Raw genomic sequence first — 24,487 nt, 5'->3', positions numbered from 1 at the left:
GGCCGCGGTTTCAATGAGTTCCATCGCCCTTCCCGCCAGATTGCGCATCAGTCTGGCCGGAGGGGCTTTTTTTGCGCGTTTGTAACAAAGAACATACCGATTAAACCTCGCCCTTCACAGCCGCCAGCCTTGAAAACATTGAGCCAGAGCCTTAAGGAAAGTGTATAGATTGTAAATGCAATTTACTTCTGTTTGAGAATCAATACCATTACGGCGCATGGAGAGCGCTGGATGCACGAAAAAATTCAGACGACTCTCGTTCAATCGCCCCTCCTAAAGGACTTTGTGGACATGTCGTCTCAATTCAGGCTCAGCCATCTATCGTTGGCGTTTATCGCCACCCTTTCGTCCCCCGCGCTGCTGGCGCAGAGTGTGGAAAAAGAACGCGACAAGGTGCCGATCGAAGCGACAGACCTGCCTGTGGACGGCACGCCCCAAGCCCTGGTGCTGGGCGAGACGCACGTGCTGGGCACCGCCGCCGAAGAACTCAAGCAAGCGCCCGGCGTGTCGATCATCACTGCCGAAGACATCAAGAAGCGCCCGCCCACCAACGACCTGTCGGAGATCATTCGTCGCGAGCCGGGCGTGAACCTGACAGGCAACAGTTCCAGCGGCAGCCGTGGCAATAACCGTCAGATCGACCTGCGGGGCATGGGCCCGGAAAACACCCTGATTCTGATCGATGGCAAACCGTCGACCTCGCGCAACGCCGTGCGTTATGGCTGGAGTGGCGACCGTGATACCCGTGGCGAAACCAACTGGGTACCGGCCGAAGAAGTCGAACGCATTGAAATCCTGCGCGGCCCGGCTGCTGCCCGTTATGGCTCCGGCGCCATGGGCGGGGTGATCAACATCATCACCAAACGCCCCACCGACCAACTGCACGGCTCGCTGACCGCCTACACCGCCTTCCCCGAAAACGATGCCGAAGGGGCGAGCAAGCGCACCAACTTCAACCTCAGCGGCCCGTTGACCGACACCCTGGCGTTCCGCGTCTATGGCGGCCTGAACAAGACCGATGCCGATGACGCCGACATCAACCGCGCAGCGCAGGCGACCCCGGACTCGCTGGTGGCCGGCCGCGAAGGCGTGCGCAATAAAGACGTGAATGGTTTGCTGAGCTGGCAGTTCACCCCCGAGCAAACCCTCGACCTGGAGGCCAGCTACAGCCGCCAGGGCAATATTTTCGCCGGCGACACCATGCTCAACGGCGGTGGCGCATTCGTGGAAAGCCTGGTGGGCAAGGAAACCAGTGTGATTCAGCGCAGCAGCTTTTCAGCCACGCACCGCGGCGAATTCGATTGGGGTTCGACACTGGCCTCGTTGACCCACGACCTGACTCGCAACGAACGTCTCAACGAAGGCCTGGCCGGTTCCGGCGAAGGCGCGCCCTCCGCCAGTGCTGGTCGTTTCGAGTCGCGATTGCGCAACACCCGGGCCACTGCCGAGGTCAACCTGCCCCTGAGCGTCGGTGCCGAACAGGTGCTGACCCTGGGCAGCGAATACCTCTATGAGTCGATGAACGACCCAGGCTCGTTGCGCCCGCAAAGCTATGACCCGGGCACCGGCGGCGTACCCGCCATCCCGGGCGTCAGCCGCAACAGCACCAAGACCACCGCCTCTAGCTACGCCTTGTTTGCCGAGGACAACATCGAGTTGGGCAGCAAAACCGTGATCACGCCTGGCTTGCGCTTCGACGATCATGAGGAATACGGCGGCAACTGGAGCCCCAGCTTCAATGCCTCGCACCAATTGACCGACGAACTGAGCATCAAGGGCGGCATTGCCCGCGCCTACAAAACCCCCAACCTGTACCAGTCCAACCCGAACTATTTGCTGTACAGCCGTGGCAATGGCTGCAACGCCAGCGAAGCCAACATGGGCGGTTGCTACCTGGTGGGCAACCGGGACCTGAAGCCGGAAATCAGCGTCAACAAGGAAATCGGCCTGGCTTTCGACAAGGGCACCTGGCGCACCAGTGCGACGTATTTCCGTAATGACTACAAGAACAAGATCAACGCCAGTAACGAGGCGGCGTTCCGTCTGGGCAACGGTCGACGTGTATTGGAGTGGGAAAACAGCGGCCCAGCCTTGGTACAGGGCGTTGAAGGCAACCTGTTCGTCAGCCTGCGCGATGACTTGGACTTGAACACCAACCTGACCTATATGATCGACTCCAAGGACAAAGACACCGGCGAGCCCTTGAGCATCATCCCCAAGTACACCATCAACACCACGCTGGACTGGCAAGCCACTGACAAGCTGTCATTTCAGGTCAGCGGCACCTATTACGGCAAACAAGAAGCACCGACGCTCAACTCACGCAGCGCCAGCAGTTACGATCGCAGCGCCCAGCAGGATGTCGACCCGTACGGGTTGATGGGCCTGAGCAGTGGCTATGAGTTCAGCAAAAACCTTAGCGTGCGGGTGGGCATCAACAACCTGCTGGACAAGCGCCTGTCGCGCAAAGGCAACGCCGAGGATGCGGGCGCGCAGACTTACAATGAGCCGGGCCGTGCTTACTTCGCCTCGGTGACCACTTCGTTCTGAAGAAAAGGGCGGCCAATAAAAATGCCTTGGGGGTCCCTTCCAAGGCATTGATTGTTTGAAACGCTCCCCCTTGGCGAGCCTACGTCTGGCTATCGCCTTCGTCTGCGTCGTCGCTGTCAGGCTCGTCGGTGGTCGAGTCGTCATCGTCTTCGCTGCCACCCTGGCCTTTATCGCCGGGCTCCGCTTCGGACTTGGCCAACTGCAAGTCCGAAATCTGGCTACTCGCCACCATCTCTGGGCCATGCACCGGGGCGTGCGCCCAGGCCGTCGACATCCCCAACGACAACAGCACCAGCACCTTCATCAATAGCACTACGCGTTGAACAATACCCATGGTCGATTCCGTCCAGTCAATAGATGAATTCTGCCGGCAATAACTTGCCGCCACCCGCGTAGACGCTAGTCGCGATTCTGGATTTACGCCAGGCCTCAGGTCTCGCCGTCGTCATAGGTTTCACTGGCTTCCCCTTCGTTATAGGGGTTCTCCTGATCCTCCTTGGGCGCCGGTTGGACCTGGGGCTGCCAACTGCCGGAGTTGACCTCATTGGCCTTTTTCTTGCTGACCGGACCGGTGTCTTTCCATTGGGGCGCGCCGGTATCGGCAAAAGTCGGGAAGGTCGTCGCTCCCAGGCTTGCCAGCAACACCAGATGGATGGCGAATCGAACATTTCGCACGGTGCTCTCCTTCACAGTCACTGTGTGAAAGCTAGACCCAATGCAGGGTTATCGCCAATTTCCAACCTTATAGAGACCAGACCCTGGTAGTTGAAGCCAATAAAAAGGGGCGAAGCCAACACAGCTTCGCCCCTCTTTCACCCGCCCAGACCTTAGTGGTGTTCGCGGGTCGCGCGGAATTTCACATCCGGCCAACGCTCTTCCATCAGCGCCAGGTTGACCCGGGTCGGGGCCAGGTAGGTCAGGTGACCACCGCCGTCGATCGCCAGGTTTTCCACGGCCTTGTTGGAGAACTCTTCCAACTTCTTCTTATCGCTGCAATCAATCCAGCGCGCCGAATACACGGTGATCGGCTCGTAGGAGCACTCCACCTTGTATTCCTCTTTCAAGCGGCTGGCGACCACGTCGAACTGCAGCACACCCACCGCGCCGAGGATGATGTCGTTGCTGCGCTCGGGGAAGAACACCTGGGTGGCGCCCTCTTCGGCCAATTGCTGCAAGCCCTGGCGCAGTTGCTTGGATTTGAGCGGATCACGCAGGCGCACGCGGCGGAACAGTTCCGGGGCGAAGTGCGGGATACCGGTGAAGCCCAGCGCTTCGCCTTCGGTGAAGGTGTCGCCGATCTGAATGGTGCCGTGGTTATGCAAACCGATAATGTCGCCGGCGTAGGCTTCTTCGAGCTGTTCACGCTCGGAGGAGAAGAACGTCAGGGCATCGCCAATGCGTACGTCCTTGCCGGTGCGCACATGGCGCATCTTCATGCCTTTTTCGTAGCGGCCGGAGCAGATACGCATGAAGGCGATACGGTCGCGGTGCTTGGGGTCCATGTTCGCCTGGATCTTGAACACGAAGCCGGTGAACTTCTCTTCCACCGGCTCCACGGTGCGCTCGTTGGCGACGCGGGCCAGCGGGCGCGGCGCCCAGTCCACGACGGCGTCCAGTACGTGGTCGACGCCGAAGTTGCCCAGGGCGGTACCGAAGAACACCGGGGTCAACTGACCGTCGAGGAACTCTTGCTGGTTGAACTCATGGCAGGCGCCCTGCACCAGTTCCAGCTGGTCGACGAAACGGTCGTACTCGTCACCCAAGTGGGCGCGGGCTTCGTCGGAGTCGAGCTTTTCAATGATCTTGGTTTCGGTGCGTTCATGACCGTGGCCAGCGGTGTAGACAATGATGTAGTCGTCGGCCAGGTGGTACACGCCCTTGAAGTCGCGGTAGCAACCAATCGGCCAAGTGATCGGCGCGGCCTTGATCTTCAGGACGGCTTCGATTTCATCCAGCAGCTCGATGGGGTCGCGGATATCGCGGTCGAGTTTGTTGATGAAACTGACAATCGGCGTGTCACGCAGACGGCACACGTCCATCAGCGCGATGGTACGTGGCTCGACGCCTTTACCGCCGTCGAGGACCATCAGCGCCGAGTCCACCGCGGTGAGGGTGCGGTAGGTGTCTTCGGAGAAGTCTTCGTGCCCTGGGGTGTCGAGCAGGTTGATCATGTGCTCGCGATAGGGGAACTGCATGACCGACGTGGTAATGGAAATACCGCGTTGCTTTTCCATTTCCATCCAGTCGGAGGTGGCATGGCGGTCGGATTTGCGCGATTTCACCGTGCCGGCTACCGCGATCGCCTTGCCCATCAGCAACAGCTTTTCGGTGATGGTGGTTTTACCGGCATCGGGGTGGGAAATAATGGCGAAAGTGCGGCGTTTCGCGACTTCGGCGGCCTGGTGGGTCATGGGAAATCGCCTGGCAGGTGAGTCAAAAAAGGGCGGCGAGTATAGCGCAAACGCGAGGGTACGGACCACCGTTGAGCCCATTGGGGGTGGCTAAATGCGCCCAAGTGTGGAACCTTTTAAAAGGTCGAGACGTCCACTCCCCTGCTACCGCACTCGGAACAGGGGCTGAAAAATCAGCAAGTTAGCCTGACGAGGCTGCGCTTATGGCTCGATCGCATACTGCATTGCCAGTATCGGCGAGCTGCTTTTCGCGAACTCATCAGAGGCAGCCAGGAATGGCATTGCCGCTCGGAAATGTGTTCGCCGACAAAAGAAAAAAAGGAGTCCGCCTGTGGCTATTCGCTATGGCAAAGGGCTGATAGGAGCAGTGGTTGTCGTCGCTCTCCTGGCCCTGCTGGTCCACTGGATCGGCATCAACACGATCGAACTGTACCGCGACGATTTGTTGTTTTACCTGCAAGCTCATCTGATTCTGGTTTTAGTCTCCATGCTGGCGGCCCTGATTGTGGGCATCCCCGCCGGTATCCTGCTCAGCCGACCCAACATGGTCGGACGCGCAGAACGTTTCATGCAGATCTTCAACATCGGCAACACCGTCCCTCCCCTGGCCGTACTGGCCATCGCCCTCGGCGTCCTCGGCATCGGCAGCGGCCCGGCCATCTTCGCGCTGTTCCTCGCCTCGCTCCTGCCCATCGTGCGTAACACCTACGAAGGCCTGAAAAACGTTCAGGGCTCCCTCAAGGAAGCCGCCACCGGCATCGGCATGACCCCGCGCCAGGTGCTGTTTCGCGTGGAGCTGCCCAACGCCGTGCCGATCATCATCGGCGGTGTGCGCGTGGCCCTGGCGATCAACGTCGGTACCGCACCGCTGGCGTTCCTGATTGGCGCCAACAGCCTGGGCAGCCTGATTTTCCCTGGCATCGCCCTGAACAACCAGCCGCAACTGTTGCTCGGCGCCGCGTGTACCGCGCTGCTGGCATTGCTGCTTGATGGCCTGGTGACCATGGCCAGCCGCCTCTGGCTGGAACGCGGGTTGCGCCCGTCTTAAGGCCAGGTAAAGGAATTCACATGAAAAAACTGAGCTTGATATTAGGCTGCGTCCTGCTGTTTGCAGGTATTGCGCAAGCCGCTGAAAAACCCGTGATCCGCATTGGCGCCCGGGTGTTCACCGAGCAAACCCTGCTCGCCGAAATCACCTCCCAGCACCTGCGCACCAAGGGCTACGACGCCCGTGTGACCGGCGGCCTGGGCAGCAACCTGGCGCGTAGCGCCCAGGAAAGCGGGCAACTGGACCTGATCTGGGAATACACCGGCGTGTCGCTGGTGGCCTACAACCATATCGACGAGAAACTCGACAGCGAACAGTCCTACGCTCGGGTCAAAGAACTCGATGCGAAAAAAGGCTTGGTCTGGCTGTCGCCGTCGCGTTTCAGCAACACCTACGCACTGGCGCTGCCGGAGAAAGTTGCCGAGGAACATCCCGAGATCAACAGCATCAGCGATCTCACCAAAGCCATGGCCGAAGACACCAAAGAGCACCGCCTGGTCGCACTGGACACCGAGTTCGCCAACCGCTCCGACGGCCTGGCGGGCATGGTCAAGCTGTACGACATGAACCTGACGCGCAACAACACCCGGCAGATGGACGCAGGCCTGGTCTACACCGCGCTGCGTAACGGCCAGGTGTTCGCTGGTCTGGTCTACACCACCGACGGGCGCCTCAACGCCTTTAAGTTGAAGCTGCTCGAAGACGACAAGCACTACTTCCCTGACTACACCGCAGCCCCGGTGATCCGCCAGGAATACCTCGACAAACACCCGCAGCTGGCCGCCGAACTCAAGCCTTTGGCCAACCTGTTCGACGATGAAACCATGCGTCAGCTCAATGCACGGGTCGACGTCGACCATGAAAGCCCGTCCGCCGTTGCCGCCGATTTCCTGCGCCAACATCCAATCAACTAAAAAGGAGAAGACATGGAATTTTTGAACGCCTTTTCCCATCTTGATTGGGCCCAGGTCCTGCACCTGACCTGGCAGCACATTACCCTGGTCGGCATCGCCGTGATCCTCGCGATCTTCATCGGCGTGCCCTTGGGCATTCTGATGACGCGCTTCCCGACCCTGGCCGGCCCGTTGCAAGCCAGCGCCACAGTGTTGCTGACCGTGCCATCCATCGCGCTGTTCGGCCTGCTGCTGCCGTTCTACTCCAAGTTCGGCCAGGGCCTGGGGCCAATGCCGGCGATCACCGCCGTGTTCCTTTACTCCCTGCTGCCAATCATGCGTAACACCTACCTGGCCCTCACCGGCGTTGAGCCAGGCATTCGCGAAGCCGCACGCGGCATCGGCATGACCTTCGGCCAGCGCCTGCGCATGGTCGAACTGCCGATTGCGGTGCCGGTGATTCTCGCTGGCGTGCGTACCGCCGTGGTGATGAATATCGGTGTGATGACCATCGCCGCCACCATCGGTGCCGGTGGCCTGGGTGTACTTATTCTGGCTTCCATCAGCCGCAGCGATATGTCGATGCTGATCGTCGGCGCCGTGCTGGTCAGTCTCCTGGCCATCTTCGCCGACCTGCTTCTGCAATGGCTGCAACGCTCGCTGACTCCAAAAGGATTGCTCAAATGATCGAACTTCAAAACCTGTCCAAGACTTTTCAAAGCAACGGCAAGACGGTCACCGCCGTCAACGATGTGAGCCTGACCGTCAACGAAGGCGAGATTTGCGTGTTCCTGGGGCCCTCGGGCTGCGGTAAGAGCACTACGCTGAAAATGATCAACCGACTGATCAAGCCCTCCTCGGGCAAGATTTTGATCAACGGCGAAGACACCACCGACCTCGACGAGGTGACCCTGCGTCGCAACATCGGCTACGTGATCCAGCAGATCGGCCTGTTCCCCAACATGACCATCGAAGAGAACATCGTGGTGGTGCCCAAGCTGCTCGGCTGGGACAAGCAGAAATGCCACGACCGCGCCCGCGAGTTGATGAGCATGATCAAGCTGGAGCCCAAGCAGTACCTGCATCGCTATCCGCGTGAACTGTCCGGTGGCCAGCAACAGCGCATCGGTGTGATCCGCGCCCTGGCGGCGGATGCGCCGCTGCTACTGATGGACGAGCCGTTCGGCGCGGTCGACCCGATCAACCGCGAGATGATCCAGAACGAATTCTTCGAGATGCAGCGCGCGCTGAACAAAACCGTGATCATGGTCAGCCACGACATCGACGAAGCCATCAAGCTGGGTGACAAGATCGCCATCTTCCGCGCCGGCAAGCTGCTGCAGATCGACCACCCGGACACGCTGCTGGCGCACCCGGCCGACGAGTTCGTCAGCAATTTCGTGGGCCAGGACAGCACCCTCAAGCGCCTGCTGCTGGTAAAAGCCGAAGACGCGGCGGACAACGCCCCGTCGGTGAGCCCGGAAACACCCGTGGCCGATGCGCTGGAATTGATGGACGAGCACGACCGCCGCTATGTAGTGGTCACCTGTTCGGAGAACAAGGCGCTGGGCTACGTACGCCGTCGCGACCTGCACCGCCAGGCCGGCACCTGCGGCCAGTACCTGCGCGAGTTCAACGCCACGGCAGCGTATGACGAGCATTTGCGCATCCTGCTGTCGCGCATGTACGAGTTCAACCGTTCGTGGCTGCCGGTGATGGATGCGGAGAGGGTGTTCCTCGGGGAAGTGACCCAGGAGTCGATTGCCGAGTACCTGAGCTCTGGCAAATCGCGTGGGGGCAAGACCAGTATCGTGTCTCCAGCCGAGACCGCGCTGGTCTGATCCGCCGCTATCGCAGGCAAGCCAGCTCCCACATTTGAACTGCATTCTTATGTTGGAATGCATTCCCCTGTGGGAGCTGGCTTGCCTGCGATGAATACACCGCAAATCCACCTGATTGGCCCCATCCGGGGAACATCAATCCGTCACACCGGTCGGTTACATAAGTAGCTGCACGCGGCCGCGCGACGAACGCGTGCAAAAACGCGACATTTTTAGTTGATCCCACGCCCGCCAAGCCCTAAAGTTCGCGCCGAACGTCCATGCTGGAAACGATCCATCCGGCTCAAGTACTGACGACGAGACAGCAAGGCCAAGGGAAGCGGTTGATCCCATGGCCTTTTTGCTTTCGGCGACATGCCTTGGGAAGTAGGCGAACCAAAGTGGGGATACGGAGGACGTTCATTTGCACCCATTGATTACTACTGTTTGCCCCTAGGAGTCCCCAGCATGTCGATCAACGTCGAAGATTATTTCGCGCGCGCCACTTTTGACAAAATGAAGGCGTTCGCCGACAAGCAAGAAACCCCGTTCGTGGTGATCGACACCGCGATGATCAGCCAGGCCTACGATGACCTGCGCGCCGGTTTCGAATTCGCCAAGGTGTATTACGCGGTCAAGGCCAACCCGGCCGTCGAGATCATCGACCTGTTGAAAGACAAGGGTTCGAGCTTCGACATCGCTTCGATCTACGAGCTGGACAAGGTCATGGACCGTGGCGTCAGCGCCGACCGTATCAGCTACGGCAACACCATCAAGAAATCCAAGGACATCCGCTACTTCTATGAGAAGGGCGTGCGCCTGTTCTCTACCGACTCCGAAGCCGACCTGCGCAACATCGCCAAGGCCGCGCCGGGTTCGAAAGTGTATGTGCGTATCCTCACCGAAGGCTCGACCACTGCTGACTGGCCGTTGTCGCGCAAATTCGGCTGCCAGACCGACATGGCCATGGACCTGCTGATCCTCGCCCGCGACCTGGGCCTGGTGCCTTACGGCATCTCGTTCCACGTCGGCTCGCAACAGCGCGACATCAGCGTGTGGGACGCGGCCATCGCCAAGGTCAAGGTGATCTTCGAACGCCTCAAAGAAGAAGACGGCATCCACCTGAAGCTGATCAACATGGGCGGCGGCTTCCCGGCCAACTACATCACCCGCACCAACAGCCTGGAAACCTACGCTGAAGAAATCATCCGCTTCCTCAAGGAAGACTTCGGGGACGACCTGCCGGAAATCATCCTGGAACCAGGCCGTTCGTTGATCGCCAACGCCGGTATCCTGGTCAGCGAAGTGGTGCTGGTGGCGCGCAAGTCCCGTACCGCCGTCGAGCGCTGGGTGTACACGGATGTGGGCAAGTTCTCCGGCCTGATCGAAACCATGGACGAAGCCATCAAGTTCCCGATCTGGACCGAGAAGAAAGGCGAGATGGAAGAAGTGGTCATCGCTGGCCCGACCTGCGACAGCGCCGACATCATGTACGAAAACTACAAGTACGGCCTGCCATTGAACCTGGCCATTGGTGATCGTCTGTACTGGTTGTCGACCGGTGCCTACACCACCAGCTACAGCGCGGTTGAGTTCAATGGGTTTCCGCCGCTGAAATCCTTCTACGTTTAACCCCACCCCCGATCGTTCCCACGCTCTGCGTGGGAACGCCTCCTGTGACGCTCTGCGTTACGCGCTCAAGTGCGGACGCGGAGCGTCCAGGGCGGCATTCCCACGCGGAGCGTGGGAACGATCAGCTCGTAGCTCGTTGCCGGTACAACTCGGCCATGGCGCGAATTCGCGGGTCATCCGCCCGTGCCAGCGCCTTGTGTGCCGTTTGCAGAAACTTGAGATTCCCGCCTGCCAGCGCCTTGTGCAACCATTCCAGCGCCGCGTCGATCTGGCCGCTGTCGGCCAGCACCGCCGCATGGCTGAACTGCCCACGAAAATCACCTGCCTCGGCTGAGCGGCGGTACCACTCAACGGCCGCCTCAACATCCTTGGGGCAATGCTGCCCGTCTTCCAGGTAACGCCCGAGCAGGTTCATCGACTTGGCATGGCCCTGTTCGGCAGCCTGGCGATACAGCGCCAGTGCTTGCGCCTGGTCTTCAACAACGCCACGGCCGGTAGCCAAGAGGTTGGCGTAGTTGTACTGCCCCCAATCCAACCCGGCGTGTGCCGCCAGGCGATATTCCCGTGCTGCGGCGGCTTCATCGACAGCGCAGCCCCAACCATGCTCCCGGCAACGCCCGATCATATTGCGCGCCATCAGGTGCCCGCCCTGCGCGGCAATCTGGAACCAGCGCAGCGCCAGGGCCTCATCGCGGGCAATGCCGCGCCCTTCCAGCAAGATTTGCCCGAGCAGGGCCTGGGCCTCGACCACACCGGCCTTGGCGGCGATCAGGATGGCCTGGGCGGCGCGCACCGGGGAGTCATCGAGCATGCTCTGCAATTGTTCGACATTGAGCACTTCTTCGCGGCGCAATAAAAAACCCATGCTCAGACCTCGACCCAACGGCGCAACAGGTTGTGGTAGGTGCCGGTGAGCTGGATCAGCGCAGGGTGGTCGGGGACGTCGCGGGTCAGTTGCTGGATCGCGCCGTCCATCTCGAACAGCAAGGTGCGCTGGCTGTCTTCGCGCACCAGGCTTTGGGTCCAGAAGAACGAGGCATAGCGCGAGCCACGGGTCACCGCGTTGACTTTATGCAAGCTAGAGCCGGGGTACAGCACCATGTCGCCGGCGGGTAGCTTGACCCTCTGCAGGCCGAAGGTGTCCTGGATCTCCAGTTCGCCGCCGTCGTACTCGTCGGGATCGCTGAAGAACAGCGTGGACGACAGGTCGGTGCGCACGCGCTCGTGGCTGCCTTTGGGCTGGCGCACCGCATTGTCGATATGAAAGTCAAAACTGCCGCCAGCGGTGTAGCAGTTGAGCAGTGGCGGGAAGACTTTATGCGGCAGCGCGGCCGACATAAACAGCGGGTTGCTCCACAACCGCTCCAGCATGGCTGCGCCAATTTCCTTGGCCAACGGGTGACCTTCAGGCAATTGCAGGTTGTGCTTGGCCTTGGCCGACTGGTGACCGGCGGTGATTTTGCCGTCAGCCCATTCGGTCTCTTCCAGGGCCTGGCGAATGCGCAGCACCTCCTCGCGAGAGAACAGGCCGGGAATGTGCAGCAACATGGGGCAATACCTGCGATCAGAGAGGTGTCAATGGTATTGATTCTTATCCTCTCTGTAAAATACAGGGACGAACGAGAGCGCAAAATCCGTAACAAAAAAGTGTAAAGAATGTAAATTTGATGCGAATAGCAATATCTCGCAATTGATACAAAGTCTTGTTGGCCCTATATTCCGCGGCATCACATCCTTGGGGAAGGGACACGTCATGTCGCGCACTATTCTAAAAATACCGGCCAGTTCGCCACGCATGCTGGCCTCCGCCATTGGCGTTGCCCTGAGTGCCGGCTCCGCCGCCCACCTGGCACAGGCCGCTGAAAATACCGAGCCAACAGGCGAGCGCAACCCTATCTCCCTCGGCGCCACCAACATCACCGGCCAGGAGCAGGACAACACCTCCTACCAAGTGGAGAAAGCCTCGTCGCAGAAGTACACCGCGCCGCTGGTGGACACGCCGCGCTCGGTCACTGTGGTGCCGCAACAAGTACTCAAGGACACCGCCGCCACCTCGCTGCAGGACGCCTTGCGCACCGTACCGGGTATCACCTTCGGCGCCGGTGAAGGTGGCAATCCTCAGGGAGACCGCCCGTTCATCCGTGGTTTCGACGCCCAGGGCGATACCTACCTCGATGGCGTACGCGACACCGGAGGCCAGAGCCGCGAGATCTTCGACATCGAGTCCATCGAAGTCAGCAAAGGCCCGAACTCCTCGTTCGGCGGCCGTGGCTCGGCCGGTGGCAGCCTCAACCTGGTAAGCAAGACCCCACAAGCGCGGGACTTCACCAACGGCGGCTTTACCTACGGCTCCGACCAGACCCGCCGCTACGTGCTCGACGTGAACCGCCAGTTTCTGGACGACAGCGCGGCATTCCGCCTGAACCTGATGAGCCATGAACAAAACGTGGCTGGCCGCGACGCGGTGAATTACGACCGTTGGGGCGTGGCACCGTCGCTGACTTTCGGCTTGGGCACGCCGACCCGTGTCAACCTCAGCTACTACCATATGGAAAGTGATGACCTGCCGGATTCGGGGATTCCCTACGGCTACGGTTCGTCGACCGCCACAGCCCACGTGCATGACAAACCCAACGACGGCGGCGACAGCAACAACTTCTACGGTTTGAAAAGCCGTGACTTCCGCAAGACCCGTGCGGACATCAGCACGTTCTCCATCGAACACGACTTGAACGACAACATGACGCTCAAGAACACCCTGCGCCACGGCAGCACCGGCCAGGACTATGTGCTCACTCAGCCGGATGACAGCAAGTTCAACGTCAACCGCTACGGCACTGTCTGGCGTCGCGCCAACAGCCGTGTCTCCACCACGACCACAACCACCAACCAGACCGATCTGTTTGGCAGCTTTCAGGCCTTGGGCTTCAAGCACACTTACTCCACCGGCCTGGAATTTACCGGCGAAGAAACCCGTGTCAGCGGCTACACCGTCAGCCCTAACGCCAACCCGGTGTGCACAACGGCCAAGGGCAGCCTGGGCGGCCAGTGCACCTCACTGAGCAACCCGAACCCCGACGACGCCTGGAACGGCAGCATCGCGCGCAACTACAACGGTACCAACACCAAGGCCACCAGCCGCGCCGCCTACGTGTTCGATACCATCGAACTCGATCCAAAATGGCTGCTGAACGTGGGGTTGCGCTACGACACCTTTGACACCGAAGCCAACACCAACGCCGTCGCCGGGCGCACCAAGATCAAGGACGACAGCCAGTTCTTCAACTGGCAGGCCGGCCTGGTGTGGAAGCCGGTGGAGAACGCCAGCATCTACGCCTCTTACGCCACATCGGCCACGCCAGCCGGTGGCCTGGTAGGCGAAGGATCCGACGGCAACCCGCTGTCTGCCGGTGCCGCCACCAGCGACTTGCAGCCAGAAGAAACCGTCAACTACGAACTGGGCACCAAGTGGGACCTGTTCCACGACCGCCTGTCCCTGACCGCAGCCGTGTTCCGCACCGAGAAGAAAAACACCCGCATCCTGGTGGATGCGCTCACCTACCAGAACGCCGGGGAATCTCAGGTCGACGGCATCGAGTTGTCCGCCAGCGGCAAAATCACCGATCAATGGCAGGTGTTTGCGGGATACAGCTATCTGGACAGCGAACTGGTCAAATCCGGCCTCAACGGGCGTAACGGCGTAGTCAGTGCCGGCTCCAACAAAGGCAACCAAATGCCCAACACGCCGAAGAACTCCTTCAGCCTGTGGACCACCTACGAGATCACGCCCAAGCTGACCGTCGGCGGCGGCGCCTTCTACGTCGATGAGGTTTACGGTGATGTCGGCAACACGGTGTATGTACCCTCCTACACCCGCTACGACGCCATGGCCAGCTACAAGCTGACCAAGAACGTCGACCTGCAACTGAACGTGCAGAACCTGACCGACAAGACCTACTACGACAAGGCCTTCTCCACGCATTTCGCCAACCAGGCGGCCGGTCGTACGGCATTGTTGACCACCAGCTTCCACTTCTAAAAGCGGTCAAGGTTCAGCCAGGAGCCCCACACATCGGATGCGTGGGGCTTTTGCGTGTTTCCCGGCAACTCACGGCATAATGCGCGCCGTGATCAGATATCCAGCTAAGCGAGGCGCTCCGACGTGTTGAAGAAAACCCTGTTCCAGTTGCATTGGTTCTTCGGCATCACGGCCGGGCTGGTGCTGGCCTTGATGGGGGTCACCGGGGCCGCGTACTCGTTCCAGGACGAGATCCTGCGGGCGCTCAACCCCACCGTGTTGAGCGTGCAGAAACGCGAGGCCGGTGTACTGCCGCCCGCCGAGCTGGTACGCAAATTGGAAGCGGCCGAAGGCAAGACCGTGGCCATGCTGTGGGTAGAAAGCGAGAGCGGCAACGCCGGCCGCGTGTCCTTCACCCCGCCGCCTGGCGAGCGCCGTGGCCAGATGCGCTACTTTGACCCGTACACCGGCGACTACATGGGCGACGCGGTCGGCCAGGACCTGTTCGGTTTTATCCTGCAACTGCACCGCTTCCTCGCCATCGGCGACACCGGGCGCAACATCACCGGCGCCTGCACCCTGATCCTGCTGTTCTTTTGCCTCTCCGGCCTGTACCTGCGCTGGCCGCGCCAGGTGAAAAGCTGGCGTGTCTGGCTGACCCTGGACTGGCGCAAAAAGGGCCGCAGCTTCAATTGGGACCTGCACTCGGTATTCGGCACCTGGTGCCTGCTGTTTTATCTGTTGGCAGCGCTGACCGGGCTGTATTGGTCGTACGACTGGTACAACCGTGGCGTGACCAAACTGCTGTCCGACGCGCCGCAGAACGAGCGCATGCGCAAGCGCGGCCCAGCCCCCGCAGGCCCGGCTCCGGAGGGCAACTACGACGCGATCTGGAGCAGCATCTACAGCAACGCCGGCCCCGACTTGAGCGCCTATAACATTCGGATGCCCGCGGTCGCCGGGCAACCGGCCACCGTGTATTACCTGCTCACTTCATCGCCCCATGACCGTGCGCTGAACCAGATCAACCTGGACCCGGCCACAGGCGAGGTCAAATCTCACGAGCGCTACGCCAGCAAAAGCCTCAAGGCGCAGTTGCTGACGAGCGTGTATGCGCTGCACACCGGCAGCTATTTCGGCCTGGTCGGGCGCATCGTCCTCACCGTCAGCTCACTGCTTATGCCGCTGTTTTTCATCACGGGTTGGCTGCTGTACCTGGACCGACGCCGCAAAAAGCGCCAGGTCCGCGATGCCCGCAAAGGCCTGACAGATAACCACAGCGATGCCCCGGCCTGGCTGATCGGCTTCGCCAGCCAGAGCGGCTTTGCCGAACAACTGGCCTGGCAAACCGCCGGGCAACTGCAGGCTGCGGGCCTGGCGGTGAAGGTGCAGCCCCTGGGCAGTGTCAGCCGCGACGACCTCAGCCAATCGCAGAACGCGCTGTTCGTGGTCAGTACTTTTGGCGACGGCGAAGCGCCCGACAGCGCCCGAGGTTTCGAGCGTAGCGTGCTCGGCCAGGCGCTATCCCTCAAAGGCTTGAACTACTCGGTGCTGGCCCTGGGTGACCGGCAGTACGAACATTTTTGCGGCTTTGCCCGGCGCCTGCATTTCTGGCTGACCAACCAGGGCGGCACCCCGCTGTTTGCCCCGGTGGAAGTCGACAGCGGCGATACACTGGCGCTGCAGACCTGGCAACAGCAACTGGGCCAGCTCACCGGGCATGCGCCGGCAGCGGCCTGGCCGACGGCCCAGTACGAAAACTGGACCCTGAGCCAACGCACCCTGCTCAACCCCGACAGTGTCGGCTCGCCCGTCTACCTGCTGGGCCTCACATCCACGTCTGCGCACAGCTGGCTGGCCGGCGACCTGGTGGAAGTCCTGCCGCGCAATTGCCCCTGGGCCATCGAACACTTCCTGGCCGGCCTGGGCTTGGTCGGCAGCGACGGTGTGGTGATCGACGGCGTCGCCCACACCCTTGATCAGGCCCTGGCCACGCGCCAACTGCCGGAAAACCGCACGCACCTGGTCGGCCTACACGCCCAGGCATTGGTGGATGCGCTGGTCCCCCTGGGCATGCGCGAATACTCCATCGCCTCGATTGCCAGCGACGGCGTGCTGGAGCTGATTGTGCGCCAGGAGCGCCACCCCGACGGCAGCCTGGGGCTTGGCTCCGGCTGGCTGACTGAACACGCCGCCCTCGGCTCGGCCATCAGCCTGCGTCTGCGGCGCAACAGCGGCTTCCATTTGCCCGACGCGCCTGTGCCGCTGATTCTGCTGGGCAACGGCACCGGGCTTGCGGGCCTGCGCAGCTTGCTCAAAGCACGCATTGCCGACGGCCAGCAGCGAAACTGGCTGCTGTTCGGCGAGCGCAATATTGCCCACGACTACCTGTGCCAGGACGAACTGCAAGGCTGGCTCGCCAGTGGAGACCTGGCCCTGCTGGACCTGGCATTTTCCCGCGATCAAGAGGAGAAGATCTACGTACTGGATCGCCTGCGCGAGTCAGCGGATGTGCTGCGCAAATGGCTCGCGGACGGCGCAGCGATTTATGTGTGTGGCAGCTTGCAGGGGATGGCGACGGGGGTGGATCAGGCACTGAAAGACATCTTGGGCAATGAGGCGCTGGAGCGCCTGATCGAACAGGGTCGCTATCGTAGGGATGTCTATTGATATTTGATCATTCCCACGCTCCGCGTGGGAATGCCGCCCTGGACGCTCCGCGTCCGCTCTTGACGGCGTGACGCGGAGCGTCACAGGATGCGTTCCCACGCAGAGCGTGGGAACGATCAGGCCGGTTGCAGCTTTTGCTCGAACACCGAGACTCCATCGAGATCGCGCAGCATCACCGTCAACTCCGCCGTCTGCCCATCAATCTGCACTTCACCAAAAAACTGAAAGCCCGCAAACGGCGAGGTATTCTGCGCCGGTGGCGCCTTCTGGAATACCACGTGCGGGCCGAAGGTTTTATCCAGTGGGTTGGGCCCGAAACTCCCGGCATTCAACGGCCCCGCCACAAACTCCCAGAACGGCTCGAAATCCTGGAACGCCGCGCCGTCAGGGTGATAGTGATGCGCCGCACAGTAATGCACATCGGCCGTCAGCCACAGGTGGTTGCGCACCTTGTGCTCATGCAGGAACCCCAGCAGTTCGGCGATCTCCAGCTCACGCCCTTGCGCCGGGCCAGGGTCGCCATTGGCGATCGCTTCCCAACGCGCCACGCCGGGGCTGACCTCACCGTCGGGCACGCCCAGGCCGATAGGCATGTCGGCGGCTACCACCTTCCACTGCGCTTGCGATGCCTTGAGCCCGCGCTTGAGCCAGTCCAACTGTTCACGCCCAAGAAAGGGTTTTTCAGCGCCCAGGTTGTCGACATTGGGCCCGCGATAGCTGCGCATATCCAACACAAACACATCCAGCAGCGGCCCATAACTGAGCTTGCGATAAATGCGCCCGCCACTGTCGGCGCTCTGTCGGCGCATGGGTGAATATTCCAGCCAGGCCTGGCGGGCACGGCCCACCAGGGTGTTGATGTCGCGGGTCTGGTAACGCTCATCCAACTGCTTGCTCGATGACCAGTTGTTGATCACCTCGTGATCGTCCCACTGCCAGATCTGCGGCACCTCGGCGTTGAAGCGGCGTACGTTTTCATCCAGCAGGTTGTAACGGTAATTGCCGCGATATTCATCGAGGGTTTCCGCAACTTTGCTTTTGGCTTCAGTGGTGATGTTGCGCCAGATGCGCCCTCCTTCAGTGGTGAGCTGCGCGGGTATCGGGCCGTCGGCGTAGATGGTGTCGCCGCTGTGGATAAAAAAGTCTGGCAGGCGCAGGCGCATGGCTTCATAGATGCGCATGCCACCGATGTCCGGGTTGATGCCGAAGCCTTGGCCGACGGTGTCGCCGCTCCACACAAAACGGATATCACGCCGCTGTTGCGGCACGCTACGCAGGTGCCCGAACCAGGGTTCACTGGCAATGCCGGTCTGGGCGTCTTCGAAATGCACGCGGTAGAAAATCGCCTGATCAACCGGCAGCCCGGTGAGCTCGACACGGGCGGTAAAGTCGGTGCGGCTGTCGGCCAGGGGCGAGACGAATCGGCGCGGGTTGCTGAACACGCTGCGGGTATCCCATTCCACCACCATCTTCGCCGGGCGGTCACTGCGGCTCCAGATCATTGCGCGATCGCCCTGCAGGTCGCCCGATTGCACGCCGTCAGTGAGTTGCGGTCGGTCCTTCACCGAAGCGATCACCGCCGGTGCCAGGCCCGGCAACAGCAGGCCAGCGCCCACAGCTTGCATCACACGGCGGCGACCGAGATCGAAGTGGCTCATGCAGGTGCCCTCTTGAGTATCAAAAGGGCCACTAAAGCATGACGGGATGAAGCGCAGATGACAGGCTACAACTGTAGGAGCGAGCTTGCTCGCGAAAAACGTCAACGATCACGCGGGCTTGCTGAATGAACGCGGCGCCTGCGAGTTCTTCGCGAGCAAGCTCGCTCCTACAGGGTATTTGGGCTTGCCCCCACACTTTTACTGGTCAGGCAGTCACGGCCAGCTCGGCCGCTTCCGGCCGCTTGAGCACGGCATACACCAAGCCGGTCAACACACTGCCCGCCACAATCGCCAACAAATACAACAACGCATGGTTCATCGCATTCGGAATCACCAACACAAACAACCCGCCATGGGGCGCGGCGAGTTTGCAGCCGAAGTACATCGACAGCGCACCGGTCAACGCGCCACCGGCGATGCTGGCCGGAATGACGCGCAGCGGGTCTTTGGCGGCGAAGGGAATCGCGCCTTCGGAGATAAAGCACAGCCCCAGGATCATCGCCGCCTTGCCGGCCTCGCGCTCGGTCTGGGCGAACTTGCGCCGGGCCAGCAACGTGGCGATGCCCATGCCAATTGGCGGCACCATGCCGGCGGCCATGGTCGCGGCCATCGGCGCGCCGCTCGACGCGGCCAGCAGGCCAACCGAGAACGCATAGGCCGCCTTGTTGATCGGCCCGCCCAAGTCCACGCACATCATGCCGCCGAGCAAAATGCCCAGCAGCACCGCGTTGGTGGTGCCCATGGTGCTGAGGAAATCCGTCAGGCCCGTGAGCAAGCGGGCGACCGGTGGGCCCACCAGGTAGATCATCACCAAGCCAGTAAACAGGCTCGCCAGTAACGGGATAATCAGGATCGGCTTGAGCGCTTCCAGGCTCTGGGGCAGTTGCACTGCGCGGCTGATCAGCTTGACGCAATACCCGGCGACGAAGCCGGCCAGGATGCCGCCGATAAACCCAGCCCCCAGCGTCCCAGCCAGCAGCCCGCCGATCATGCCGGGCGCAAGGCCAGGACGGTCGGCAATCGAGTAGGCGATGTAGCCCGCCAGCAACGGCACCATCAACAGGAACGCCTGGTCACCCACGGATTTGAGCGCCGCCGCCAAGGTGCCGGGCTGCTCGAAAGCATGGATGCCGAACACAAACGACAAGGCGATCAGCAAGCCCCCCGCCACCACCATCGGCAACATATACGACACGCCGGTGAGCAGGTGTTTGTAGACGCCGGTTTTCTCCGCCTTGGCCGGTGCACCGCCGGCCGCGCTTTCCACCGCACCTTCGGCCAGGGCTTTGTTGAGGATGGCTTCGGATTGCTTGAGGGCAATGCCGGTGCCACAGCGGTAAATCTTCTTGCCGGCGAAACGCTCGGTGGCCACTTCGATATCGGCCGCCAGCAACACCACATCGGCATCGGCAATCGCTTGCGGGCTCAACGGCGTCCGGGCGCCCACCGAACCTTGGGTCTCGACCTGCAGGTCATAACCCAGGCGCTGAGCAGTCTGCTGCAAGGCTTCGGCGGCCATGAACGTGTGGGCCACACCGGTGGGGCACGCGGTAATCGCGACGATACGCGGCGCAGCCTTGGCCGCCACCGGGGCGGCGTCGGCGACATACACCTGGGCTTCTTCGGCGCCCCGGCGCAGCACGCCTTCGACATCCGCCAACGCCTGGGCCGGCGTGCTCTGGAACACACGCTTGCCGACAAACCGCTGCATCTCCACCGGGGTACTGCTGACCAGCAGCACCCACTCGGCATCATCAATCGTCGCCTGGGACAACTGGCGCTCCGGGCGCTGCACATCGACGACTTCAACACTGGTATGCAAGCCCATGCGCTGGGCGGCGGCGTCCAACAAGCGGGCGCACAGCACACTGGTGACCATGCCGTTCGGGCAGGCGGTAACAATGGCTAACTTCATCACAAACCCTCTTATTGTTCTGTCAGCGTGCGTACATCGACGCCGCTTTCGAGATGCGCCAACTGCGCGTCATCGCTGATGCCAAAACCGATCTGTGTCACCGCCATCGCGGCAATCGCCGTGGCCCGGCGCAAGGTGTGCTCCGGCGTATCGCCACTGAGCAAACCGTGGAGCATCCCGGCCAGCAGCGAGTCGCCGGCGCCCACGGTACTGGCCACTGCCACCTTGGGCGGCGTGGCGTGCAGCGCCGCACCCGGGCGGTACCAGGTCACGCCTGCGGCCCCGTCGGAGACCACCACATGTTCGACGCCTTGCTGATGCAGGCGGCTGATGGCATCGGTGGCGTTACCCAAGGCCTCGGCCAACTCTTCGGTATTGGGTTTGACCAGCCACGGGCCAACCTCCAACCCCAGGCGCAGCGCTTCGCCGCTGGTGTCCAGGGCGACTTTCAAACCGAGGTCCTTCAACGCCTCCAGCAAACCTTTAAACCATTGCGGGCTGACGCCGCGCGGCAAGCTACCGGCCACCACGACCGCATCGAACTCCGGGCCAATGATCGCGACCATCTTGAGCAGCGCTTTTAGCGCCTCTTCAGTCACCAGCGGCCCCGGTGCATTGATGTCGGTGACACGCCCATCCTGTTCGGCAATCTTGATGTTGCTCCGGGTTTCGCCGGGAACCCGGATGAAGGCATCGCCAAACCCACGGCGCTTGATCAGCGCATTGAAAGCCTGGGGGTTGGCGCTGCCGAGGAACCCGCCCACGCTGACGTAATGGCCCAGGTCCGCCAGCACTTGCGCCACATTCACGCCCTTGCCGGCCGCGTGGGTGAGCATCGCTTCACTGCGATTGACCTCACCGGGTTGCAGGTGCGCCAGACGTACCGTGAGGTCCAACGCCGGGTTCAGCGTCAGGGTCAGAATATTCGCCATCTACACGGCCTCCACTAGGGCACGCACTTCAGCGGGCGAACCCACCGCCAGTGCTTGTTGCGCCAGGCCCTGGGCCTCGCTCAGACTGAATTCACGCACCCGCGCCTTCACTTCAGGAATGCTGCGGGCCGACACGCTCAACTCATCCACGCCCAGGCCGACCAGCACCGGCACCGCCAGCGGGTCCGCCGCCAACTCGCCGCACACGCCTACCCATTTGCCGTGGGCATGGGCGGCGCGCACGGTGATGTCGATCAGTTGCAGGACTGCAGGGTGCAAGCCATCGGCCTGGGCCGACAGGGTCGGGTGGCCGCGGTCGATGGCCAGGGTGTATTGGGTCAGGTCGTTGGTGCCGACGCTGAAGAAGTCGACTTCCTTGGCGAGGACCGGCGCCAGCAGCGCGGCTGAGGGCACTTCGATCATGATCCCCAGTTGCAGGTCTGCCACTGGGATCTCCAGGCGCAGGCGCTCGGTCATGTCCCGGGCGGCGCGCCACTCATCCACGCTGCCGACCATGGGGAACATGATGCGCAGCGGGCGGTTGTCTGCTGCACGCAGCAATGCGCGCAGTTGCGCTTCCATGATCTGCGGGCGTTGCAACGTCAGGCGAATGCCGCGCACACCCAGAAAGGGGTTTTCCTCTTCGGCGATCGGCCAATAGGGCAAAGGCTTGTCGCCGCCCACATCCAGGGTGCGCACCACCAACGGGCGACCATTGAGGCCGTCGAGTACGCGACGGTATTCGGCCTCCTGAGTGGCCTCGTCTGGCGCCTGGGAGTGAGCCATGAAAATCAGTTCGGTGCGCAGCAGGCCAATGCCTTCGGCGCCCTGCTCCACTGCGCTGGCCACACCGGCGCTTTCGCCAATATTGGCGAACACTTCCACGGCGTGGCCGTCACGGGTCAGCGCCGCTTCATGGCGCTGGGCCGATGCGGCTTGCAAGCGCTGTTCGCGGCTGTCGCGCTCCACGGTGGCCCGTTGCAGGGTGGCGGCGTCGGGGTCCACATGCAGGCGACCACGCTGGCCATCGAGCAACAGTGGCGTGCCCGGGTTGAGCAATAACACCGCAGCGCCAGCGCCGACCAAGGCCGGAATGCCCAGGGCGCGGGCGACAATGGCACTGTGAGCGGTGGCGCCGCCCCGGGCGGTGAGAATGCCGGCAACGCGGGCCGGGTCCAGGCGCGCCACGTCCGAAGGGCCGACCTCTTCCATCACCAGGATGTAGGGCTCGCTCGGTTCCTGCACGCTCTGGACGCCGCACAACTGGGCCAGCACGCGGCGGCCGATGTCACGCAAGTCGGCAGCACGCTCGGCCAGCAAGGCATCCTGCAAGGCTTCCTGTTGCTTGGCGGCGGCTTCGATCACGCTCATCCAGGCGGCTTCGGCGCTTTCGCCCTGCTTGAGGCGGGTGTCGACTTCGTCGGTCAGTTCCGGGTCGTCGAGCATTTCCTGGTGGGTGATGAAAATCTCGCGGATGGCCTTGGCCTGGCTACGCTCGATCAAGCCCTGGATATCCGTGCGCACGTCGCTCAAAGCGGTGTGCAGGCGCTGGCGTTCGGCGGCGGCGGATTCGCCCCGTAGCGGGTAATCGAACACCTGCGGCACCTGGATATGAGCCGGGCCGATCGCGATACCCGGCGCGGCGGCAATGGCCTGGAGTTGGCTACCGCTCAGTGGCGCGCTGAGCACCGGTTCGATATCGACCTGTGCGGGCTGTGCGCTCACCGTGGGCAAGGGCTCGACCTCTTCGCCAAGGCCCTCTTGCACGGCGGCCAAGAGGGCGGGCAGTGCATCGCCGGCCACCGTCGGCTCGGCCACAAACTCCAGCACCTGGCCACGACGTGCGCCGAGGCTGAGCAACTTGCTCAGGCTTTTGACCGACACGGCGCCCACCGCGCCATCGACGATACGTACGCGGATATCGCCGTCAAAACTTTTCGCCAATTGCGCCAGGATCTTGGCCGGGCGCGCGTGCAGGCCGTGGGCGTTGGCCAGGGTAATACGGGCGCTGGGCCAGTCCGGCGGCAGTTCACCGCCCAGCACTTCCAGCACCGCGCGGCTGCTGGTGGCGCGTCCCAACTCGTGGCCGCGCCCTTCAATCAGCAAGGCACACAGGCGTTCAAGCAGGGTCTGGTGCGCTTCACCGAGGCTCGCCAGGCAGAACAGGCCGTGCAAGGGCTGGCCGAGGTAACGCATAGGTTTGTCCGGCGTCACAAAGGCCAGGCCCGGGCGCTTGACCGTCTGCTCGCTGTGCAACCACCACAGGCCATCGCCCAGGGGCAGCGCGTCGACTTGCTGCAATACGGCGGCAAAGCCATTGCTCACGCAGTCGGCCTGGCGCAGCAGGCGCGCACCGCGCCACACCAACTCTTCAAAATCATCGGCCGACACGCCCAGGCTGATCATCTGCGCATCCAGCGCCAGTTCCTGGGGCGCGCCTTGCAACAGTTTCAACAGCGCTTCGGCACTGCCGGCACGGCGCAACGCCTGGCCCAGGTCGGTTTCACCGAGGGCACGGGTGAGCAGTTGCAACAGGCGCAGGTGTTCATCGGATTTAGCCGCGATGCCAATCGCCAGATAGACGATCTGGCCATCGCCCCAGTCCACCCCTTCGGGGAACTGCAGCAGGCGCACACCGGTGGAAAACACTTGGTCGCGGGTTTCTGGCGTGCCATGGGGGATAGCAATGCCTTGGCCGAGAAAGGTCGAACCTTGGGCTTCACGGGCTTGCAAGCCACTGAGATAACCTTCGGCAACCAGGCCATCGGCCACTAATTTGTCAGCGAGCAGGTGCAAGGCAGCAGATTTATCCACAGCCACCTGGCCCATGGATATCTGCTCTACAGTGAGCTCAAGCATGCCGTTCTCCTAGTTAGTGCGACAGGTGCACTAGGTATTGTTGTAGGTAAATATGATCAAAATTAACTGACTGAGCGGTCA

The 24,487-nt window shown here is 61.8% G+C and carries 17 protein-coding genes; 8 read left to right on the top strand and 9 right to left on the bottom strand.

Features of this window, described 5'->3' with window-relative positions; genetic code table 11:
* The first annotated feature begins 291 nt into the window (after window positions 1-291).
* Window positions 292-2,550 carry a TonB-dependent siderophore receptor gene (locus BT204_RS12770; protein WP_072447042.1) on the top strand — a complete coding sequence of 753 codons (2,259 nt, stop codon included), beginning with the start codon at window positions 292-294 and terminating at the stop codon, window positions 2,548-2,550.
* Between the two features lie 79 nt (window positions 2,551-2,629).
* On the opposite strand, the gene BT204_RS12765 is transcribed toward BT204_RS12770, so the two are convergent.
* From BT204_RS12765 to BT204_RS12755, 3 genes are all read right to left on the bottom strand, one after another.
* Window positions 2,630-2,884, bottom strand: a complete 255-nt coding sequence (locus tag BT204_RS12765; RefSeq protein ID WP_072447040.1) for a hypothetical protein — start codon at window positions 2,882-2,884, stop codon at window positions 2,630-2,632.
* Window positions 2,885-2,979: 95 nt separating this feature from the next.
* On the bottom strand, window positions 2,980-3,225 hold the full coding sequence (locus tag BT204_RS12760; protein WP_072447037.1) for a hypothetical protein: 246 nt from the start codon (window positions 3,223-3,225) through the stop codon (window positions 2,980-2,982).
* 152 nt (window positions 3,226-3,377) lie between these two features.
* Window positions 3,378-4,961: a peptide chain release factor 3 gene (locus BT204_RS12755; RefSeq protein WP_034126275.1), complete on the bottom strand. Its 1,584-nt coding sequence runs from the start codon at window positions 4,959-4,961 to the stop codon at window positions 3,378-3,380.
* Window positions 4,962-5,292: 331 nt separating this feature from the next.
* Here BT204_RS12755 and BT204_RS12750 point away from each other — a divergent pair, with 331 nt between their 5' ends.
* From BT204_RS12750 to BT204_RS12730, 5 genes are all read left to right on the top strand, one after another.
* Window positions 5,293-6,009 (top strand): ABC transporter permease, encoded by a 717-nt coding sequence (locus tag BT204_RS12750; RefSeq protein WP_003188475.1) that lies wholly within the window; start codon window positions 5,293-5,295, stop codon window positions 6,007-6,009.
* A gap of 20 nt (window positions 6,010-6,029) precedes the next feature.
* Window positions 6,030-6,923: a glycine betaine ABC transporter substrate-binding protein gene (locus BT204_RS12745; RefSeq protein WP_072447035.1), complete on the top strand. Its 894-nt coding sequence runs from the start codon at window positions 6,030-6,032 to the stop codon at window positions 6,921-6,923.
* Between the two features lie 12 nt (window positions 6,924-6,935).
* The gene (locus tag BT204_RS12740; RefSeq protein WP_003188473.1) at window positions 6,936-7,589 is read left to right on the top strand and encodes an ABC transporter permease; all 654 of its coding nucleotides are present in this window, start codon (window positions 6,936-6,938) and stop codon (window positions 7,587-7,589) included.
* Window positions 7,586-8,743 carry an osmoprotectant ABC transporter ATP-binding protein OsmV gene (locus BT204_RS12735; RefSeq protein ID WP_034126272.1) on the top strand — a complete coding sequence of 386 codons (1,158 nt, stop codon included), beginning with the start codon at window positions 7,586-7,588 and terminating at the stop codon, window positions 8,741-8,743. The genes BT204_RS12740 and BT204_RS12735 overlap by 4 nt, the downstream gene beginning before the upstream one ends.
* Before the next feature lie 447 nt (window positions 8,744-9,190).
* Window positions 9,191-10,354 (top strand): type III PLP-dependent enzyme, encoded by a 1,164-nt coding sequence (locus BT204_RS12730; protein ID WP_014716890.1) that lies wholly within the window; start codon window positions 9,191-9,193, stop codon window positions 10,352-10,354.
* Window positions 10,355-10,475: 121 nt separating this feature from the next.
* Here the strand turns inward: BT204_RS12730 and BT204_RS12725 are convergent, their stop codons facing one another.
* Together BT204_RS12725 and BT204_RS12720 are read right to left on the bottom strand one after the other, a co-directional pair.
* A complete protein-coding gene (locus BT204_RS12725; protein ID WP_054919361.1) occupies window positions 10,476-11,219 on the bottom strand; it encodes a tetratricopeptide repeat protein in 744 nt (247 codons plus the stop codon).
* 2 nt (window positions 11,220-11,221) lie between these two features.
* A complete protein-coding gene (locus tag BT204_RS12720; RefSeq protein WP_054919363.1) occupies window positions 11,222-11,902 on the bottom strand; it encodes a Fe2+-dependent dioxygenase in 681 nt (226 codons plus the stop codon).
* Window positions 11,903-12,107: 205 nt separating this feature from the next.
* On the opposite strand from BT204_RS12720, the gene BT204_RS12715 reads away from it, so the two are divergent.
* Together BT204_RS12715 and BT204_RS12710 are read left to right on the top strand one after the other, a co-directional pair.
* Window positions 12,108-14,393, top strand: coding sequence for a TonB-dependent receptor (locus tag BT204_RS12715; RefSeq protein WP_072447034.1), 2,286 nt, complete (start codon window positions 12,108-12,110; stop codon window positions 14,391-14,393).
* 123 nt (window positions 14,394-14,516) lie between these two features.
* Complete coding sequence (locus BT204_RS12710) at window positions 14,517-17,042, top strand: PepSY domain-containing protein (RefSeq protein WP_072447032.1); 2,526 nt, start codon at window positions 14,517-14,519, stop codon at window positions 17,040-17,042.
* A 116-nt stretch (window positions 17,043-17,158) separates the two neighbouring features.
* On the opposite strand, the gene BT204_RS12705 is transcribed toward BT204_RS12710, so the two are convergent.
* From BT204_RS12705 to ptsP, 4 genes are all read right to left on the bottom strand, one after another.
* Window positions 17,159-18,700 carry an alkaline phosphatase D family protein gene (locus tag BT204_RS12705; RefSeq protein ID WP_072447030.1) on the bottom strand — a complete coding sequence of 514 codons (1,542 nt, stop codon included), beginning with the start codon at window positions 18,698-18,700 and terminating at the stop codon, window positions 17,159-17,161.
* A 205-nt stretch (window positions 18,701-18,905) separates the two neighbouring features.
* Window positions 18,906-20,615, bottom strand: coding sequence for a PTS fructose-like transporter subunit IIB (locus tag BT204_RS12700; RefSeq protein ID WP_072447028.1), 1,710 nt, complete (start codon window positions 20,613-20,615; stop codon window positions 18,906-18,908).
* An 11-nt stretch (window positions 20,616-20,626) separates the two neighbouring features.
* Entirely contained in the window at window positions 20,627-21,547 is a 921-nt protein-coding gene (gene pfkB / locus BT204_RS12695) for a 1-phosphofructokinase (protein ID WP_054896898.1), read from the bottom strand.
* Complete coding sequence (ptsP, locus tag BT204_RS12690) at window positions 21,548-24,406, bottom strand: phosphoenolpyruvate--protein phosphotransferase (protein ID WP_072447026.1); 2,859 nt, start codon at window positions 24,404-24,406, stop codon at window positions 21,548-21,550.
* Window positions 24,407-24,487 lie beyond the last annotated feature (81 nt).

Source organism: Pseudomonas sp. NFPP02 (assembly GCF_900119355.1).
Classification (GTDB): domain Bacteria; phylum Pseudomonadota; class Gammaproteobacteria; order Pseudomonadales; family Pseudomonadaceae; genus Aquipseudomonas; species Aquipseudomonas paracarnis.
Note: the sequence above shows the minus strand (reverse complement) of the source record. Positions and strands in the feature narration are given on the sequence as shown.

What these genes read in the sequence shown, in the direction of transcription:
- BT204_RS12735 (WP_034126272.1), top strand. Translation starts at nt 7,586, where the DNA reads ATGATCGAACTTCAAAACCTGTCCAAGACTTTTCAAAGCAACGGCAAG.
- BT204_RS12765 (WP_072447040.1), bottom strand. Translation starts at nt 2,884, where the DNA reads ATGGGTATTGTTCAACGCGTAGTGCTATTGATGAAGGTGCTGGTGCTG.
- BT204_RS12700 (WP_072447028.1), bottom strand. Translation starts at nt 20,615, where the DNA reads ATGAAGTTAGCCATTGTTACCGCCTGCCCGAACGGCATGGTCACCAGT.
- BT204_RS12730 (WP_014716890.1), top strand. Translation starts at nt 9,191, where the DNA reads ATGTCGATCAACGTCGAAGATTATTTCGCGCGCGCCACTTTTGACAAA.
- pfkB (WP_054896898.1), bottom strand. Translation starts at nt 21,547, where the DNA reads ATGGCGAATATTCTGACCCTGACGCTGAACCCGGCGTTGGACCTCACG.
- BT204_RS12745 (WP_072447035.1), top strand. Translation starts at nt 6,030, where the DNA reads ATGAAAAAACTGAGCTTGATATTAGGCTGCGTCCTGCTGTTTGCAGGT.
- ptsP (WP_072447026.1), bottom strand. Translation starts at nt 24,406, where the DNA reads ATGCTTGAGCTCACTGTAGAGCAGATATCCATGGGCCAGGTGGCTGTG.
- BT204_RS12705 (WP_072447030.1), bottom strand. Translation starts at nt 18,700, where the DNA reads ATGAGCCACTTCGATCTCGGTCGCCGCCGTGTGATGCAAGCTGTGGGC.
- BT204_RS12740 (WP_003188473.1), top strand. Translation starts at nt 6,936, where the DNA reads ATGGAATTTTTGAACGCCTTTTCCCATCTTGATTGGGCCCAGGTCCTG.
- BT204_RS12715 (WP_072447034.1), top strand. Translation starts at nt 12,108, where the DNA reads ATGTCGCGCACTATTCTAAAAATACCGGCCAGTTCGCCACGCATGCTG.
- BT204_RS12770 (WP_072447042.1), top strand. Translation starts at nt 292, where the DNA reads ATGTCGTCTCAATTCAGGCTCAGCCATCTATCGTTGGCGTTTATCGCC.
- BT204_RS12755 (WP_034126275.1), bottom strand. Translation starts at nt 4,961, where the DNA reads ATGACCCACCAGGCCGCCGAAGTCGCGAAACGCCGCACTTTCGCCATT.
- BT204_RS12720 (WP_054919363.1), bottom strand. Translation starts at nt 11,902, where the DNA reads ATGTTGCTGCACATTCCCGGCCTGTTCTCTCGCGAGGAGGTGCTGCGC.
- BT204_RS12725 (WP_054919361.1), bottom strand. Translation starts at nt 11,219, where the DNA reads ATGGGTTTTTTATTGCGCCGCGAAGAAGTGCTCAATGTCGAACAATTG.